The sequence below is a fragment of the Deltaproteobacteria bacterium genome (assembly GCA_011375175.1).
Lineage (GTDB): Bacteria > Desulfobacterota > GWC2-55-46 > GWC2-55-46 > DRME01 > DRME01.
The window spans coordinates 1-16,174 of sequence record DRME01000005.1 but is presented as its reverse complement, the minus strand read 5'-3'; the positions used below and the strand labels follow the sequence as shown (position 1 = coordinate 16,174).

14 protein-coding genes and 1 tRNA gene are annotated in these 16,174 nt (G+C 63.8%); all 15 read right to left on the bottom strand.

Annotated features, from left to right (window positions below; all coding sequences use genetic code 11):
* Window positions 1–134: elongation factor Tu (tuf, locus tag ENJ37_00335; GenBank protein HHL38936.1), on the bottom strand; the 134-nt coding region annotated here is incomplete at its 3' end.
* Between the two features lie 15 nt (window positions 135–149).
* The gene (gene fusA / locus ENJ37_00330) at window positions 150–2,246 is read right to left on the bottom strand and encodes an elongation factor G (protein HHL38935.1); all 2,097 of its coding nucleotides are present in this window, start codon (window positions 2,244–2,246) and stop codon (window positions 150–152) included.
* Window positions 2,247–2,273: 27 nt separating this feature from the next.
* Window positions 2,274–2,744, bottom strand: coding sequence for a 30S ribosomal protein S7 (locus ENJ37_00325; protein ID HHL38934.1), 471 nt, complete (start codon window positions 2,742–2,744; stop codon window positions 2,274–2,276).
* 351 nt (window positions 2,745–3,095) lie between these two features.
* Window positions 3,096–3,467, bottom strand: coding sequence for a 30S ribosomal protein S12 (locus tag ENJ37_00320; GenBank protein ID HHL38933.1), 372 nt, complete (start codon window positions 3,465–3,467; stop codon window positions 3,096–3,098).
* 97 nt (window positions 3,468–3,564) lie between these two features.
* Window positions 3,565–7,764, bottom strand: coding sequence for a DNA-directed RNA polymerase subunit beta' (gene rpoC / locus ENJ37_00315; GenBank protein HHL38932.1), 4,200 nt, complete (start codon window positions 7,762–7,764; stop codon window positions 3,565–3,567).
* 136 nt (window positions 7,765–7,900) lie between these two features.
* Window positions 7,901–12,049, bottom strand: a complete 4,149-nt coding sequence (gene rpoB / locus ENJ37_00310; protein ID HHL38931.1) for a DNA-directed RNA polymerase subunit beta — start codon at window positions 12,047–12,049, stop codon at window positions 7,901–7,903.
* A gap of 126 nt (window positions 12,050–12,175) precedes the next feature.
* Window positions 12,176–12,556 carry a 50S ribosomal protein L7/L12 gene (locus ENJ37_00305; GenBank protein ID HHL38930.1) on the bottom strand — a complete coding sequence of 127 codons (381 nt, stop codon included), beginning with the start codon at window positions 12,554–12,556 and terminating at the stop codon, window positions 12,176–12,178.
* 53 nt (window positions 12,557–12,609) lie between these two features.
* The gene (locus ENJ37_00300) at window positions 12,610–13,134 is read right to left on the bottom strand and encodes a 50S ribosomal protein L10 (protein HHL38929.1); all 525 of its coding nucleotides are present in this window, start codon (window positions 13,132–13,134) and stop codon (window positions 12,610–12,612) included.
* Window positions 13,135–13,454: 320 nt separating this feature from the next.
* Window positions 13,455–14,159, bottom strand: coding sequence for a 50S ribosomal protein L1 (locus ENJ37_00295; GenBank protein ID HHL38928.1), 705 nt, complete (start codon window positions 14,157–14,159; stop codon window positions 13,455–13,457).
* On the bottom strand, window positions 14,156–14,581 hold the full coding sequence (rplK, locus tag ENJ37_00290; protein HHL38927.1) for a 50S ribosomal protein L11: 426 nt from the start codon (window positions 14,579–14,581) through the stop codon (window positions 14,156–14,158). Before rplK ends, ENJ37_00295 begins: the two co-directional genes overlap by 4 nt.
* Before the next feature lie 127 nt (window positions 14,582–14,708).
* Entirely contained in the window at window positions 14,709–15,242 is a 534-nt protein-coding gene (gene nusG / locus ENJ37_00285) for a transcription termination/antitermination protein NusG (protein ID HHL38926.1), read from the bottom strand.
* Between the two features lie 6 nt (window positions 15,243–15,248).
* Window positions 15,249–15,440: a preprotein translocase subunit SecE gene (secE, locus tag ENJ37_00280; GenBank protein ID HHL38925.1), complete on the bottom strand. Its 192-nt coding sequence runs from the start codon at window positions 15,438–15,440 to the stop codon at window positions 15,249–15,251.
* 88 nt (window positions 15,441–15,528) lie between these two features.
* A tRNA-Trp gene (locus tag ENJ37_00275) sits at window positions 15,529–15,604 on the bottom strand.
* Window positions 15,605–15,668: 64 nt separating this feature from the next.
* A complete protein-coding gene (rpmG, locus tag ENJ37_00270) occupies window positions 15,669–15,818 on the bottom strand; it encodes a 50S ribosomal protein L33 (GenBank protein ID HHL38924.1) in 150 nt (49 codons plus the stop codon).
* A gap of 65 nt (window positions 15,819–15,883) precedes the next feature.
* The coding region (tuf, locus tag ENJ37_00265) for an elongation factor Tu (protein HHL38923.1) at window positions 15,884–16,174 on the bottom strand (291 nt) is incomplete at its 5' end.

Sequence of the window (16,174 nt, the reverse complement as noted above, 5' to 3'; positions counted from 1 at the left end):
TGGAAGTCGGCTCCCCCGCGGGCGCTCAGAACACGCGTTATCGCCGCAGTCAGCGTCGTCTTGCCGTGGTCAACGTGACCTATCGTACCAACGTTTACGTGCGGCTTGGACCTCTCGAATTTCGCCTTGCTCATCTTCCTCCTCCGCGACTACGTGTTAGATACGTTCTTTCCCTGGACCTTCGCCACCAGCATCTCCATGATGGAGGTCGGGACCTGTTCGTAATGGGAGTACTGCATGGTGAACGACGCCCGGCCCTGCGTCCTGCTGCGAAGCTCCGTCGAGTAGCCGAACATGCTGGCAAGGGGCACCTCGGCCGAGATTACCTGGAGCCCGGCCCTGGTGTCGAGTTTCGTCACCCTGCCGCGCCTGGAGTTGAGGTCCCCTATGACGTCGCCCATGAACTCTTCGGGCACGATGACCTCGACGGCCATGATGGGCTCGAGCAGCACCTGGCCGGCCTGGCGCACGGCGGCCTTGAAGCCCATGGAGCCGGCTATCTTGAAGGCCATCTCCGAGGAGTCGACGTCGTGGTAGGAGCCGTCGAAGAGCGTGACCCTCACATCGACGACCGGGTAGCCGGCGAGGGTGCCCGACTCCATGGCCTCCCTCACGCCGGCCTCGACGGGGCCTATGTACTCCTTCGGCACCACGCCGCCGACGATCTTGTTGACGAACTCGAAGCCCGCGCCGCGCTCGAGCGGCTCCACTTCGAGCCACACGTGGCCGTACTGGCCGCGGCCGCCGGTCTGGCGCACGTACTTGCCCTCGGCCTTGGCGCCACGGAGGATGGTCTCCTTGTAGGCCACCTGCGGCTTTCCCACGCTGGCCTCGACCTTGAACTCCCGCATGAGCCTGTCGACGATGATCTCGAGATGGAGCTCGCCCATGCCGGAGATGAGCGTCTGCCCCGTCTCCTCGTCGGTGCGCACCTGGAAGGAGGGGTCCTCGACGGCGAGCTTGGCGAGGCTCACGCCGAGTTTTTCCTGGTCCGCCTTGGTCTTGGGCTCGATGGCGATGCTCATGACCGGCTCGGGAATGTCGAGGGATTCGAGTATTATGGGATGCTCGGGCACGCAGATGGTATCGCCCGTGGTGGTCGACTTAAGGCCCACGGCGGCGGCTATGTCACCGGCGTAGACCTCCTTGACCTCCTCGCGCTTGTTGGAGTGCATCTTCACGAGCCTGCCGATCCTCTCCTTCTGGTCCTTGGTGGAGTTGTAGACGTAGGAGCCGGCGGCGAGCGTGCCGGAGTAGACCCTGAAGAAGGTGAGCTGGCCGACGAAGGGGTCGGTCATGATCTTGAAGGCCAGGGCCGCAAGGGGCAGGTCGTCCTTCGGTTCGCGGGGCTCGATCTCGCCGGTCTTGGGGTTGACGCCCTTTATGGCCTCGATGTCGAGGGGCGAGGGAAGGTAGTCGATCACCGCGTCGAGCAGCGTCTGAACGCCCTTGTTCTTGAAGGCCGTGCCGCAGAGAACGGGGGTGACCTTGAGCGCGATGGTCGCCTTGCGGACCGCCTCCCTGAGCTCGTCGGCCGTCACCTCTCCGCCCTCGAGGTACTTCTCCATAATGGACTCGTCCACGTCGGCGGCGGCCTCGATTATCTTCTCGCGGTACTCGGCCGTCCGGTCCCGGAGCTCCTCGGGCACGTCTTCGACCCTGTACTTGGCGCCGAGGGTCGACTCATCCCAGATATAGGCCTTTTCACTCACGAGGTCGACGACGCCGGCGAAGGAGTCCTCCGCCCCTATGGGGAGCTGGAGGACCAGGGGGGTGGCCTTGAGGCGCTCCACCATCATGTCGACGACCCTGAAGAAGTCTGCGCCCACGCGGTCCATCTTGTTTATGAAGGCGATCCTCGGGACCCTGTACTTGTCGGCCTGGCGCCAGACGGTCTCGCTCTGGGGCTCGACACCGCCGACCGAGCAGAAGACGGCGACGGCGCCGTCGAGCACGCGCAGCGAGCGCTCCACCTCGATGGTGAAGTCCACGTGGCCGGGCGTGTCGATGATGTTTATGCGGTGGTCCTTCCAGAAGCAGGTCGTGGCGGCCGAGGTGATGGTGATGCCACGCTCGCGCTCCTGGTCCATCCAGTCCATGACGGCCGTGCCGTCGTGGACCTCGCCTATCTTGTAGGTCACACCGGTATAGTAGAGTATGCGCTCGGTAGTGGTGGTCTTGCCCGCGTCGATGTGGGCCATTATACCGATGTTTCTCTGTCTATCTAAAGGTACGCTTCTTGCCAAGGGGGTCTGCTCCTTAGGGTCGGGTCCTTACCAGCGGTAATGGGCGAAGGCCTTGTTGGCCTCGGCCATCTTGTGGACCTCTTCTCTCTTCCTCACCGCGCCGCCGCGGTTGTTGTAGGCGTCCATGAGCTCGCCGGCGAGCTTCTCCGTCATGGTGCGCTCGCTCCTGTTGCGCGAGTAGTTGACGAGCCAGCGCAGCGCAAGCGACATCCTGCGCTCGGCCCTCACCTCCACGGGCACCTGGTAGGTCGCGCCGCCCACGCGCCTGCTGCGCACCTCGATGACGGGCTTTATGTTCTCCATGGCCTTCCTGAAGACCTTGAGAGGATCGGTCTTGGTCTTCTCCCTGACTATGTCGAAGGAGCCGTTCACGATCCGCTCGGCCACACTCTTCTTGCCGTCGAGCATGAGCTTGTTGATAAGCCTGGCCACGATCTTGTCGCCGTACTTCGGGTCAGGCAGAATCTCTCTTTTCGGTGCTCTTCCCTTGCGGGCCATCACTGCCTCCTATTGCGATTCACTCAAGGCCCCGAGCCGGGCGCAGAAACGGCGCAACCTCTCCTGAACACTGGGCGCTCATCGGGCGATCATCACTAAACTGCTGAAGACCGGCCACGAGACGAAACAGCGCAACCTCCCCTTGACACCGGGCGCCCCCCGCTCGCGGCCGGAACTCCCGGCCCCGCGGCGCTGCCTCCCTCGCCGGGCGCCCCCTTGCCGCAACCGGGGCTCCAGGGCCTACGGGGCTGCACCCGTCGCCCCCCGCCGAGTCCCGAAAGACAAAAACGCCGCAGCCTTTGCCTCGGTTGCGAAGAACCGCCGGGGCTGCGGCCCCGGGCCACAGGGCGGTTACTTGGACCTCTTGGCGCCGTACTTGGAGCGGCCCTGCTTGCGGTCTGCGACACCCACGGTATCGAGCGTCCCCCTCACGATGTGGTAGCGCACGCCCGGAAGGTCCTTGACCCTGCCGCCCCTGATGAGCACGACCGAGTGCTCCTGGAGGTTGTGCCCTATGCCCGGTATGTACGAGGTGACCTCGATGCCGTTGGTGAGCCTCACCCTGGCCACCTTCCTGAGGGCCGAGTTCGGTTTCTTCGGCGTCGTGGTATAGACCCTCGTGCACACGCCCCTCTTCTGGGGGCAGTTCTCCAGGGCCGGAGAGGTGGTCTTGCGCTTGCTCTTTTTCCTGCCCTTGCGGACCAGCTGGTTGATCGTAGGCATATCTTTTCCTTGAAGATCGACTTGTTGACTAAAATTCGATTAATCTATCAGTTTCGCAGGGTCTTGTCAAGACTTTTCATCGAAGCGCCCGAAGATTCTATGCGACCGTTTCGCCCTCGCCGCTCTCTTCGGCCCCGGCCGCCTCCATTGCCGTCTCGGCGGCCTCCATTGCGGCCTCGGCGGCCCGCGCCGCCTCCTCCTCGGCCCTGCGCTGCTCGAGAAGGTCCTCGCGCACCCTGGACCTGTACTTCGTGTACCGGCGGAAGCCCGTGCCGGCCGGGATGAGCCGTCCCATGATGACGTTCTCCTTGAGGCCCCGGAGGTAGTCTATCTTGCCCTCCACGGCCGCGCCGGTGAGCACCTTGGTCGTCTCCTGGAAGCTGGCGGCCGAGATGAAGCTGTCGGTCGAGAGCGACGCCTTCGTTATGCCCTGGAGAAGCGGCTCGGCCACGGCCGGCTTCTTCCCCTCGGAGAGCACCCTCTCGTTCTCCTCCTCGAAGACGTGGCGCTCGATCTGCTCGCCCACGAGAAAGCGGGTCTCGCCCGGGTCCTTTATCCTCACCCGGCGAAGCATCTGGCGCACTATCACCTCGATGTGCTTGTCGTTTATCTTGACCCCCTGGAGCCTGTAGACCTCCTGCACCTCGTCGACGAGGTACTTGGCCAGCTCCTTTACGCCGAGGACCTTGAGTATGTCGTGGGGGTTGGCCGAGCCGTCCATGAGCGGCTCGCCGGCCTTGACCCTGTCGCCCTCGCGCACGCTTATGTGCTTGCCCTTTGGAATGAGATACTCCTTCGGGTCTCCGGCATCCGGCGTTATGACCACCTTGCGCTTGCCCTTGGTGTCCTTGCCGAAGCTCACCACGCCGTCGATCTCGCTTATGACGGCGCACTCCTTGGGCTTTCTCGCCTCGAAGAGCTCGGCCACGCGCGGCAGGCCGCCGGTGATGTCCTTCGTCTTCGTCGTCTCGCGCGGTATCTTGGCGACCATGTCGCCGGCCTTGACCTCCTCGCCCTCGGCCACGGTTATGATGGCGCCCACGGGCAGGAGGTACCTCGCCTGGGCCACCGAGCCCCCCACCCTGGAGGTGGTGCCCGACTCGTCCTTGATGGAGATCCGCGGGCGCAGGTCCCCGTCCTTGTAGGCCACGATGACCTTTATCGAGAGGCCCGTCACCTCGTCGACCTGCTCGCGCATGGTCTTGCCGTCCTCTATGTCGCCGAACTTGACCTTGCCGTTCACCTCGGTGAGTATGGGGATGGTGAAGGGGTCCCACTCGGCGATGACCTGTCCGGCCTTGACCGTCTCGCCCTCCTTGACCCTGAGCTTGGCGCCGTAGATGACGGAGTCGCGCTCGCGGTCGCGGCCCTGCTCGTCCTGGATCGATATCTCGCCGTTTCTGCCCATGGCGACGAGCTCGCCCTTGGAGTTGACGACGGTGTTGAGGTTGTGGAACCTCACGATGCCCTCGTGGCGCGCCTCGAGGGTGGTCTGCTCGGCGCGGCGGCTCGCCGTGCCGCCTATGTGGAAGGTCCTCATGGTGAGCTGCGTGCCCGGCTCGCCTATGGACTGGGCGGCGATGACGCCGACGGCCTCGCCCAGGTCCACGAGGCGTCCGCGGGCGAGGTCGCGGCCGTAGCACTTGGCGCATATGTCGCGCTGGCTGCGGCAGGTGAGAACGCTGCGGATCTTGACCTTCTCGATGCCGGCGTCCTCGATCTTCCTCACCTTCTCCTCGTCTATCTCCTCGTTGGCGTGGACGAGCACCTCCCGCGTGAAGGGATCGACCACGTCCTCGAGGGCCACCCGGCCCAGTATCCTCTCGCCTATGGTCTCGATGACCTCGCCTCCCTCGACGAGGGGCGAGATGTATATGCCGTCGAGCGTGCCGCAGTCGGTCTCCGATATTATGGCGTCCTGGGCCACGTCGACGAGACGGCGGGTGAGGTAGCCGGAGTTGGCCGTCTTGAGCGCCGTGTCGGCCAGGCCCTTGCGGGCTCCGTGGGTGGAGATGAAGTACTGGAGGACCGTCAGGCCCTCGCGGAAGTTGGACGTGATGGGCGTTTCGATGATCTCTCCCGAGGGCTTGGCCATCAGTCCCCTCATGCCGGCGAGCTGGCGTATCTGCTGGGCCGAGCCCCTCGCGCCGGAATCGGCCATGATGAAGATGGAGTTGAAGCTCGGCACCTTGCGCTCCTTGCCGTCGGCGTCGACGACCGTCTCCGAGCCGAGCTCGCGCATCATCTCCTCGGCTATGTTCTCGGTGGCCTGGGCCCAGATGTCGATGACCTTGTTGTAGCGCTCGCCGTCGGTTATGAGCCCCTCGTTGTACTGCTGCTGTATCTCCTTGACCTCCTCGTAGGCCGCATCGAGCAGCTGGGCCTTGCGCGAAGGTATCTTCATGTCGTCTATGGCGATGGAGATGCCGGCCTTGGTGGCGAACCTGTAGCCCATGTTCTTGAGCCTGTCGGCCAGGAGCACCGTCTCCTTTATGCCGGCCTTGCGGTAGCAGACGTCGATGAGGTCGGCCAGCCGCTTCTTGTCGAGCACCTTGTTTATCTCCTCGAAGGGTATGGCCTCGGGCAGTATGTCGGTGATGAGCACGCGGCCGACCGTGGTGGTGACGAGCTCGCCTTCGTGCTTCACCTGGATGCGCGCCTGGCTGTCGACCACCCCCGCGTCGTAGGCGGCCTTCACCTCGTCGAAGGAGCTGAAGAGCCTGCCCTCGCCGCGGGCGCCGGGCCTCTCGCGCGTAAGGTAGTACATGCCCAGGACGATGTCCTGGGTCGGCACGATTATGGGCTTGCCGTGGGCCGGCGACAGGATGTTGTTGGTGCTCATCATGAGTATGCGCGCCTCGGCCTGGGCCTCGATAGAGAGGGGGACGTGGACGGCCATCTGGTCGCCGTCGAAGTCTGCGTTGAAGGCCGTGCATACCAGCGGGTGGAGCTGGATGGCCTTGCCCTCGATGAGCACGGGCTCGAAGGCCTGGATGCCGAGGCGGTGGAGCGTGGGCGCCCGGTTGAGGAGCACGGGGTGCTCCTTTATCACCTCGTCGAGCACGTCCCAGACCTCGGGCCGCTCCTTTTCGAGCAGCTTCTTGGCGCTCTTGATGGTGGTGGCGTAGCCCTTCTCCTCGAGCTTCTGGTATATGAAGGGCTTGAAGAGCTCGAGGGCCATCTTCTTGGGCAGGCCGCACTGGTGGAGCCTCAGGTCGGGCCCTATGACTATGACCGAACGGCCCGAGTAGTCGACGCGCTTGCCGAGCAGGTTCTGGCGGAAGCGGCCGCCCTTGCCCTTTATCATGTCGCTTAGCGACTTGAGGGGGCGCTTGTTCTGGCCCGTTATGCTCCGGCCCCGCCGCCCGTTGTCGAAGAGGGCGTCCACGGCCTCCTGGAGCATGCGCTTCTCGTTCCTTATGATGATGTCCGGGGCGTTGAGCTCCATGAGGCGCTTGAGCCTGTTGTTGCGGTTTATGACGCGCCTGTAGAGATCGTTGAGGTCCGACGTGGCGAAGCGCCCGCCGTCAAGGGGCACGAGCGGCCTCAGGTCGGGCGGCAGCACGGGCACGACCTCGAGGAGCATCCACTCGGGCTTGTTGCCGGAGGTGACGAAGGCCTCGACGACCTTGAGACGCTTGACGAGCCTCTTCTTCTTGGCGTCGGAGGTGGTCTTGCGTATCTCCTCGCGCAGCGTCACGTTGAGGCTCTCGAGATCGAGGGTCTTGAAGAGCTCGCGGATGGCCTCGGCGCCCATCATGGCCCTGAAGGAGTCGAAGCCGTACTTCTCCACGGCCCTCTGGAAGCGCTCCTCGTTGAGGAGCTCGCCCTTCTTCAGCTCCGTGTCGCCGGGGTCGACGACCACGTAGTTCTCGTAGTAGAGGATGCGCTCCACCTCCTTGAGCGTCATGTCCAGGAGCGCCCCTATGCGTGAGGGGAGGCTGCGCATGAACCATATGTGGGCTACAGGCGTGGCAAGCTCTATGTGCCCCATCCTCTCGCGCCGGACCTTCGATGGTATGACCTCGACGCCGCACTTCTCGCACACCACGCCGCGGTGCTTCATGCGCTTGTACTTGCCGCAGTTGCACTCGAAGTCCTTGACGGGGCCGAATATCTTGGCGCAGAAGAGCCCGTCGCGCTCGGGCTTGAAGGTCCTGTAGTTTATGGTCTCCGGCTTCTTGACCTCGCCGTGGGACCACTCCCGTATGCGCTCGGGCGAAGCTATAGTTATCCTTATGGCGTTAAAGTCCGTGGGCCTTCTTTGTTTGTCGAATAGGGCCATAAGGCTTTCCAATGTGTACCTCCTTGTGTTTAAGGAACAGGAAGATATTGCGACTTGCCGCGGCAGTGCCGCCACCGGCATACGAGGGACGCCGGCGCCGCGCTCCGGCGTCCGCCCCCTCGCCGGCCTCGTTCTGCGGCCGCGCCCCTCAGTCCTCGCCCTCCTCGAGGAGGTTCACGTCCAGGGCGAGACTCTGCATCTCCTTTATGAGGACGCTGAACGACTCGGGCAGCGTGGGTTCGAGCGTATAGTCCCCGTTGACTATGGCCTCGTACATCTTGGTCCGTCCCGGCACGTCGTCGCTCTTGACGGTCAGGAACTCCTGGAGGCAGTAGGCCGCGCCGTAGGCCTCCATGGCCCAGACCTCCATCTCGCCGAGCCTCTGTCCTCCGAACTGGGCCTTTCCGCCCAAGGGCTGCTGTGTCACGAGCGAGTAGGGACCGGTGCTGCGGGCGTGTATCTTGTCGTCCACCAGGTGGTGGAGCTTGAGCATGTACATGACGCCCACCGTCACCTCCTGGTCGAAGGGCTCGCCGCTCCGGCCGTCGTAGAGGACCGTCTTGCCCGACTCCGGCAGTCCGGCGGCCCTGAGCGCCTCCTTGACCTCCGTCTCCGTGGCGCCGTCGAAGACGGGGCTTGCGATCCGGATTCCGCCGCCGAGCCTGCGCGCGACCTCGACGACCTCCTCGTCGCTGAGGCTGTTGATGAAGCGGCTGAACTCGTTGGAGCCGTAGTACTTCTTCATCTTCTCGCGCAGGGCCCTGGGGCTGGCCTCCCTTTCGATGAGCCTGCCGAGCGAGGCCCCCATCTCCTTGGCCGCCCAGCCGAGATGGGTCTCGAGGATCTGTCCCACGTTCATGCGCGAGGGGACGCCGAGGGGGTTGAGCACGATGTCCACCGGCGTGCCGTCCTTGAGGTAGGGCATGTCCTCCTCGGGCAGGATGCAGGAGATGACGCCCTTGTTGCCGTGGCGGCCGGCCATCTTGTCTCCCACCGAGACCTTGCGCTTCATGGCGATGTAGACCTTCACCATCTTTATGACGCCGGGGGGGAGTTCGTCACCGCGCCGCAGGCGGTTGAGTCTGTCGTCGAATACGTAGTTTATGGCGTCCACCTTCTCGGCGAGCTCGGCGAGTACCTTGCGCACCTCCTGTTCGGCCTTCTCGTCGCCGGCCGGGACGATCTCGCCCCACCGCGACTTGGGAAGCCCGGCGAGCGCCTCTTCGGTTATGACCTTGCCCCTGGCGATGACGGTCTTGCCCTTGCCGTCCTTGACGGCCACCTGGCTCTTCCTGCCTACGAGCAGCCTGGCCAGGCGGCTGTAGGCCGTCTCCTCGACGATGCTTATCTCGTCTTCGCGGTCCTTCTGGAGCCTCGATATCTCGCGGTCCTCTATGGAGCGGCTGCGCTCGTCCTTCTCGGCGCCCTTGCGCGAGAATATCTTGGCGTCGATGACCACCCCTTCGATGCCCGGAGGCACGCGCAGCGACGTGTCCTTCACGTCCTCGGCCTTCTCTCCGAAGATGGCGCGAAGCAGTTTCTCCTCGGGCGAGAGCTGGGTCTCGCCCTTGGGCGTGATCTTGCCGACCAGTATGTCGCCGGGCTTGACCTCGGCTCCGATGCGTATGATGCCGCTGTCGTCGAGGTCCTTGAGCGCCTCTTCGCCCACGTTGGGTATGTCGCGGGTTATCTCCTCCTTGCCGAGCTTGATGTCGCGCGCCACGACCTCGAACTCCTCGATGTGGACCGACGTGAAGACGTCGTCCTTGAGGAGACGCTCGCTTATGAGGATCGAGTCCTCGAAGTTGTAGCCGCCCCAGGGCATGAAGGCGACGAGGACGTTTCTTCCGAGGGCGAGTTCTCCCTTGTCGGTGGCCGGCCCGTCGGCTATGACGTCGCCGGAGCGGACGACGTCGCCGCGGCGCACGATGGGTTTCTGGTTGAGGCACGTGTTCTGGTTGGAGCGCCGGAACTTGGTGAGGTTGTATATGTCCACCCCGCCCGACTCCTTCCTCACGACGATCCGCGAGGAATCGACGCTCTCCACCACGCCGTCCTCCCTGGCCACCACGGCGACGCCCGAGTCCCTGGCGACGATGCTCTCCATGCCGGTGCCCACCAGCGGGGCCTCGGTCTTTATGAGGGGCACGGCCTGGCGCTGCATGTTCGAGCCCATGAGCGCGCGGTTGGCGTCGTCGTTCTCGAGAAACGGTATGAGCGAGGCGGCGACACTCACGAGCTGGTTGGGCGAGACGTCCATGTAGGTGACGGTCTCGGGCCTGGCCATGATGAACTCGCCGCCGCAGCGGGACGAGACGTACTCGGTGGTGAAGCGCCCGTCCTTGTCGATGGGGGCGTTGGCCTGGGCTATGACCTGGTTCTCCTCGTCAAGGGCCGAGAGGTAGGTGATCTTGTTCAGGACCCTGCCGTCGCGGACCTCGCGGTAGGGCGTCTCGATGAAGCCGAACTCGTTTACCTTGGCGTAGGTGCTGAGCGAGACGATGAGGCCGATGTTGGGCCCTTCGGGCGTCTCGATGGGACAGATGCGCCCGTAGTGGGTGGCGTGGACGTCGCGCACCTCGAAGCCCGCCCTCTCGCGGGTGAGGCCGCCGGGACCGAGCGCTGAGAGCCTGCGCTTGTGGGTGATCTCCGAGAGCGGGTTGGTCTGGTCCATGAACTGCGAGAGCTGGCTCGACCCGAAGAACTCCTTTATCACCGCCGCCACGGGCTTGGGGTTTATGAGGTCGTAGGGCATGAGCGTCTCGATCTCGCCGAGACTCATCCGCTCGCGCACGGCGCGCTCCATCCTCAGGAGTCCGAGCCTGTACTGGTTCTCCAGGAGCTCGCCCACCGAGCGCACGCGCCTGTTGCCGAGGTGGTCGATGTCGTCGACCATGCCCTGCCCGTTGCGGAGCCCGAGGAGGTAGCGCACCACGGCTATGATGTCCTCCTTGCGCAGCGTCGTCTGATCGAGCGGCACGTCGTCGAAGCCGAGCTTGCGGTTGAGCTTGAGCCTGCCCACCCTGGAGAGGTCGTAGCGCTCGGACGAGAAGAAGAGGTTGTGGAAGTAGTTGTTGGCCGTCTCGACGGTGGGCGGGTCGCCGGGCTTGAGGCGCTTGTATATCTCGATGCGCGCGTTGAGGGTCATGTTGGTGGTCGGGTCGTCGATGACCGTCTTGCGGTACTCGGCCACGGGGCGGCTCTCCTCGTTGTCGATGCGGTCGTTGAGGAGCGTTTCCCTGAAGCACGGCCCCATGACGTCGATGAGCAGGAGCTTGAAGCTCTTTATCCCGCGGCGCCATATCTCGTCGAGGGCCTCGCGCGTAAGCGTCTGGTTGCACTCGAGCACGACCTCGCCCGTGTTGGTGTCGACCACGTCCTTGCTCACCACCGAGCCGATGAGCTCCTCCACCTCGACCGGTATGGTATCGACACCGGCCGAGGCGAGTTTCTTCACCGCCGCGCGGGTGAACTTCCTCCCCTTCCTTACGATGACCTCGCCCGTTTCGGGGTGCTTTATGTCGGCGCTCGCCTTCTGGCCCACCAGGTACTCGTGCTCGACGCGCTTGGTTATGGCGGCGCCGTCGAGGATTATCTCCTCGCTCGGATAGAAGTAATTGAGCATCTCCTCCACGGAGTAGCCCAGGGCCTTCAGCAGGATGGTGGCCAGCATCTTGCGGCGCTTGTCGATCCTGACGTAGAGCCAGTCCTTCTGGTCGAACTCGAAGTCGAGCCACGAGCCGTGATAGGGGATGATGCGGGCCGTGTACTGGATCCTGCCGGTATAGCCCTTGCCCTTCTCGTACTCGAAGAAGACGCCGGGGGAGCGGTGGAGCTGGCTTACGATGACGCGTTCGGTGCCGTTGATGATGAAGCTTCCCGTATCGGTCATCAGGGGTATCTCGCCGAAGTAGACGTCCTGCTCCTTTATGTCGCGCAGCGTCTGTGCGCCGGTGTCCGGGTCCTTGTCCCACACGAGAAGACGCGCCAGGACCTTTATGGGAGCGGCGTAGGTCATCCCTTTCTGATGGCACTCCTCTATGGTGTACTTGGGCTCGAGAAGCGTGTAGTTGACGAACTCGAGCGAGGCAGTGCCGCTGAAGTCCTTTATGGGAAAGACGCTCTTGAAGATGGCCTGCAGTCCCACGTCCTTGCGCTCGTCGGGCCCGACCGAGGCCTGGAGGAACTCGGCGAACGAACGCTTCTGGACCTCGATGAGGTTGGGGATTCCCACGACCTTGGGTATGCGCGAGTAATCCTTCCTCAAAACCTGTCCGTTTAATGAAGGAGAAGCCATAAATTTTCCGCTCCTTTGTCTGATTGACGGCAAGTAAAGCAGCCCGCACAGGCTCCCCCGGCGGGCTCTTTAGTCAAAAAGGCAGAAAGGTCTCTGAGCAGCGGCGCAGGCGCCGCCGGCGGGGCGTCACTTGATCTCCACCTTGGCCCCCACGGCTTCGACCTTCTTCTTTATCTCCTCGGCCTCGTCCTTGCTGACGCCTTCCTTGAGCGCCTTGGGCGCGCTCTCGACGAGGTCCTTGGCCTCCTTGAGGCCCAGGCCCGTCACGGCCCGGACTTCCTTGATGACCTTGATCTTCTCCGAGCCGATCTCCTTCAGGATCACATCGAACTCGTCTTTCTCTTCGGCCGCGGCCGCTTCGGCCGGGGCGGCCGCGGCGGCGACGGCCACGGGGGCGGCCGCCGACACCCCGAACTTCTCCTCCAGCTCCTTTACGAGCTCGGAGAGCTCGAGCACGGTCATGTTCTCTATGAACTTAATGACGTCATCCTTGGTAACCTCAGCCATCTCCTGCATCCTCCTGATTCTTTCTAAGGGATTCGATACACGCAGCCGCCGGGCTATCCTTGCTGCTCCTTGCCGTCCCTAACGGCGCCGAGGACGGTAACAAGCGAGCGCGGCACTCCGGCGAGCACGGTCACGAAGCTTCGCGGCACGGCGGCCATGACCCCCACGAGCTTTGCGAGCAGCTCCTCGCGCGAGGGCAGCTCGGCGAGGCTCTTTATCTCCTCCACCGTGAGGACCTTCTCCTGCAGCGTGGCGGCCTTGAGCCTGAGCTCCGGCTGGTCCTTGGCGAATCCGACCAGGGCCTTGGCCGCGGCGGCAGGGTCGGCCGTCGTGAAGGCCACGGCCGTAGGGCCGGCGAAGTGCTCCTCCACGGCCTCGACCCTCGTGCCCTTGAGGGCGCGCCTGGCAAGGGTGTTGCGCACTATCCTGAACTCCACGGACTTCTCGCGCAGCCTGCGCCGCAGCTCGGTCATGGCCTCGACCTTCATACCCCTGTAGTCGGCCACGAACGTCGCCTCGGCACACCGGAACTTCTCGTGGAAGTCCTTGACGAGCGCCTCTTTCGTCGCTCTGTCCAATTCCTTTCTCCCCCCTTTCCGTATCCCGGCACGATGCAAGGAGACACAGAGCCGTCCCGCCTGCGGACGGCTGGTCTCGGCAGGGTGCTTTTAAGCCTCCGGGCCGCGGCCGGGCCTGCCGGCCACGACCTGCCGAGCCCGGGGGCCCCTGCTGTCTTCGACCGCCCCTGGGTTTGTTTTTCAGAAAATCCTGTGGAAGCTTCCGTCAATTACTCCGGGGGAAACGCGGGCCTGTGACCCTTTTACAAAAAGGTTCCCTCAGTGCAATGAACCGGGGCTTCCCACATACCGCCGGGCGCCCCCGGCGGTCTTTCGCCTGTTTACTTGAGCATGTTGCGGACGTCGGAGGTGTCGAGCTTGACCGACGGCCCCATGGTGGTCGACACGCTCAGGGACTTCAGATACGTCCCCTTGCTCGCCGACGGCTTGGCCTTGATGATGACGTCCATGAGGGCCGCGAAGTTTTCCTTGAGCTTCGAGGGGCCGAAGGAGACCTTGCCCAGCGGCACATGCACGTTGCCGGTCTTGTCTACCTTGAACTGGACCTTTCCGGCCTTGAGCTCGCGCACGGCCCTGGCCACGTCGAAGGTGACGGTGCCGAGCTTGGGGTTGGGCATGAGCCCCCTGGGGCCGAGGATGCGGCCTATCTTGCCGACGGCGCCCATCATGTCGGGCGTGGAGACGGCGGCGTCGAAGTCGAGCCAGCCGCCCTTTATCTTCTCGACGAGCTCTTCGCCGCCCACGTAGTCGGCGCCGGCCTCCCTGGCCTCCACCTCCTTTTCGCCCTTGGCGAAGACGAGCACCCTCACCTTGCGTCCCGTGCCGTGGGGCAGCACCACCGTGCCGCGCACCATCTGTTCGGGCTTTCTCGGGTCCACTCCGAGCCTTGCGGCCACGTCGACGGTCTCGTCGAAGCCGGCGCACGAGGTCTCGGGCACAAGCGAGAAGGCCTCGTCAACGGTATAGGACTTCTGTCTGTCGACCCTGGCGGCCGCCTCGTCGTACTTCTTACCCATCTGCTTCAACCCTCCACGGTGATTCCCATGCTTTTCGCCGTCCCCTCGACGGTCCGGACGGCCGCCTCGAGGCTCGATGCGGTGAGGTCGGGCATCTTGGTCCTCGCTATCTCCTCTATCTGCGCCCTCGTGACCTTGCCGACCTTGCTCTTGTTGGGCTCCCTGGAGCCCTTGTCGATGCCGGCCGCCTTCCTGAGGAGCACGGCGGCGGGAGGGGTCTTCGTTATGAACGAAAAGCTCCTGTCGGCGTAGACCGTTATCACAACCGGTATGACCAGGCCCGCCTGGTTCTGCGTCCTGGCGTTGAAGGCCTTGCAGAACTCCATTATGTTGACGCCGTGCTGGCCAAGGGCGGGGCCCACGGGCGGCGAGGGGTTGGCCTTGCCCGCCTCGATCTGAAGTTTGATCTGTCCTATAACCTTTTTCGCCATCTCAGCCTCACCTCTCGAAACCGCCGCCGGCGGTCTTCGTTTTCCTGCGCCCTGCAGGCGCGCGCCCCGGCCCCTCCCCCGGCCCCGGCGTCAGGAGATGCCCTGCGGCATCGCGCCGGGGCGGCGCTCAGCCCTTCTCGACCTGGACGAAGTCGAGCTCCACGGGCGTAGCCCTGCCGAATATGCTCACCAGGACCCTGAGCTTGCCCTTGTCGGGCTTCACGTCCTCGACTATTCCGGTGAAATTGGTGAAGGGGCCGTCTATGACCCGCACGTTCTCGCCCTTCTCGAAGAGGACCTTGGGCTTGGGCCTCTCGGCGCCCTCCTCCATCTGGTGGGTTATCTTGCGCACCTCTTCCTCCGGGATGGCCGGAGGCGCGGTGGCGCCGCCCACGAAGCCGGTGACCTTGGGGATACTCTTGACAAGGTGCCAGGTCTCGTCGGTAAGGACCATGTTCACGAGGATGTAACCGGGAAAGAACTTTCTGGTACCCGTGCGTTTCTTGCCCTTCACCATGTCGATGACCCGTTCGGAAGGGACGAGTATCTCGCCGAAGAGCTCCTCCTTGCCCGAGCTCTTCGCCTTCTCCTGTATGGCGGTCTTGACCCTGTTCTCAAAACCGGTATAGGTATGCACGACATACCACTTCTTTTCAGGCATGGGTCCTCAGCTCAGTACCAGTCTTACGAGTTTGCCCAGGACCAGGTCCATGAGTCCCAGAAATATGCTGACGATGAAGACGACGACGAGGACCACCCAGGTGGACGTCATTGTCTGCTGGCGCGACAGCCACGTCACCTTCTTCAGCTCCTGGCGCGCCTCGCTTATGAACTGCTTGGCCTCATCCAACTTCTTCATAGGTATCGTTCGTCTCCCGCCATATATTCAAGGCCCCGTCGCGCGGCGGCGCCGACGGTCCGCCGCGCAACGGGGCTGTTGTCTCGGGTGGCAGGCCAGGAGGGATTCGAACCCCCAACCCGCGGTTTTGGAGACCGCTGCTCTACCGTTGGAGCTACTGGCCTGAAGCTATGGTGGGGAAGGCCGCCCGCATCCCCGGACACCGCGCCCGCAAGCGGCCCTCCGTGACTACTTGGTCTCCCTGTGGACCGTGTGCCTGCGGCAGAACTTGCAGTACTTCTTGAGCTCGAGCCTGTCGGGAGTGGTCCTCTTGTTCTTGGTGGTCGTGTAGTTGCGCTGCCTGCACTCGGTGCAGGCCAGTATGATTATGTCCCTCATCTCTCAGCGTTCCTCCGCCCGGCGGACCGGCCGCGGCCGACCCCTTCCCGCCGGCATGCCGTCTTCTACTCTATCACCTTGGTGACCACTCCCGCGCCCACGGTGCGTCCGCCCTCGCGGATGGCGAAGCGCAGGCCCTCTTCCATGGCTATGGGGGTGATGAGCTCGACCTCCAGATTCACGTTGTCGCCGGGCATCACCATCTCCGTACCCTCGGGAAGCTTCGACACTCCCGTCACGTCCGTCGTCCTGAAGTAGAACTGCGGACGGTAGCCGTTGAAAAACGGCGTGTGACGGCCGCCCTCCTCCTTCGTCAGCACATAGACCTCGCACTGGAACTTCCTGTGAGGTGTGAT

Excerpts from the sequence above, each read along its gene's own strand:
- nusG (HHL38926.1), bottom strand. The coding sequence starts at position 15,242 with ATGCCTGAAAAGAAGTGGTATGTCGTGCATACCTATACCGGTTTTGAG.
- rpmG (HHL38924.1), bottom strand. The coding sequence starts at position 15,818 with ATGAGGGACATAATCATACTGGCCTGCACCGAGTGCAGGCAGCGCAAC.
- rplK (HHL38927.1), bottom strand. The coding sequence starts at position 14,581 with ATGGCGAAAAAGGTTATAGGACAGATCAAACTTCAGATCGAGGCGGGC.
- ENJ37_00325 (HHL38934.1), bottom strand. The coding sequence starts at position 2,744 with ATGGCCCGCAAGGGAAGAGCACCGAAAAGAGAGATTCTGCCTGACCCG.
- secE (HHL38925.1), bottom strand. The coding sequence starts at position 15,440 with ATGAAGAAGTTGGATGAGGCCAAGCAGTTCATAAGCGAGGCGCGCCAG.
- ENJ37_00305 (HHL38930.1), bottom strand. The coding sequence starts at position 12,556 with ATGGCTGAGGTTACCAAGGATGACGTCATTAAGTTCATAGAGAACATG.
- ENJ37_00320 (HHL38933.1), bottom strand. The coding sequence starts at position 3,467 with ATGCCTACGATCAACCAGCTGGTCCGCAAGGGCAGGAAAAAGAGCAAG.
- rpoB (HHL38931.1), bottom strand. The coding sequence starts at position 12,049 with ATGGCTTCTCCTTCATTAAACGGACAGGTTTTGAGGAAGGATTACTCG.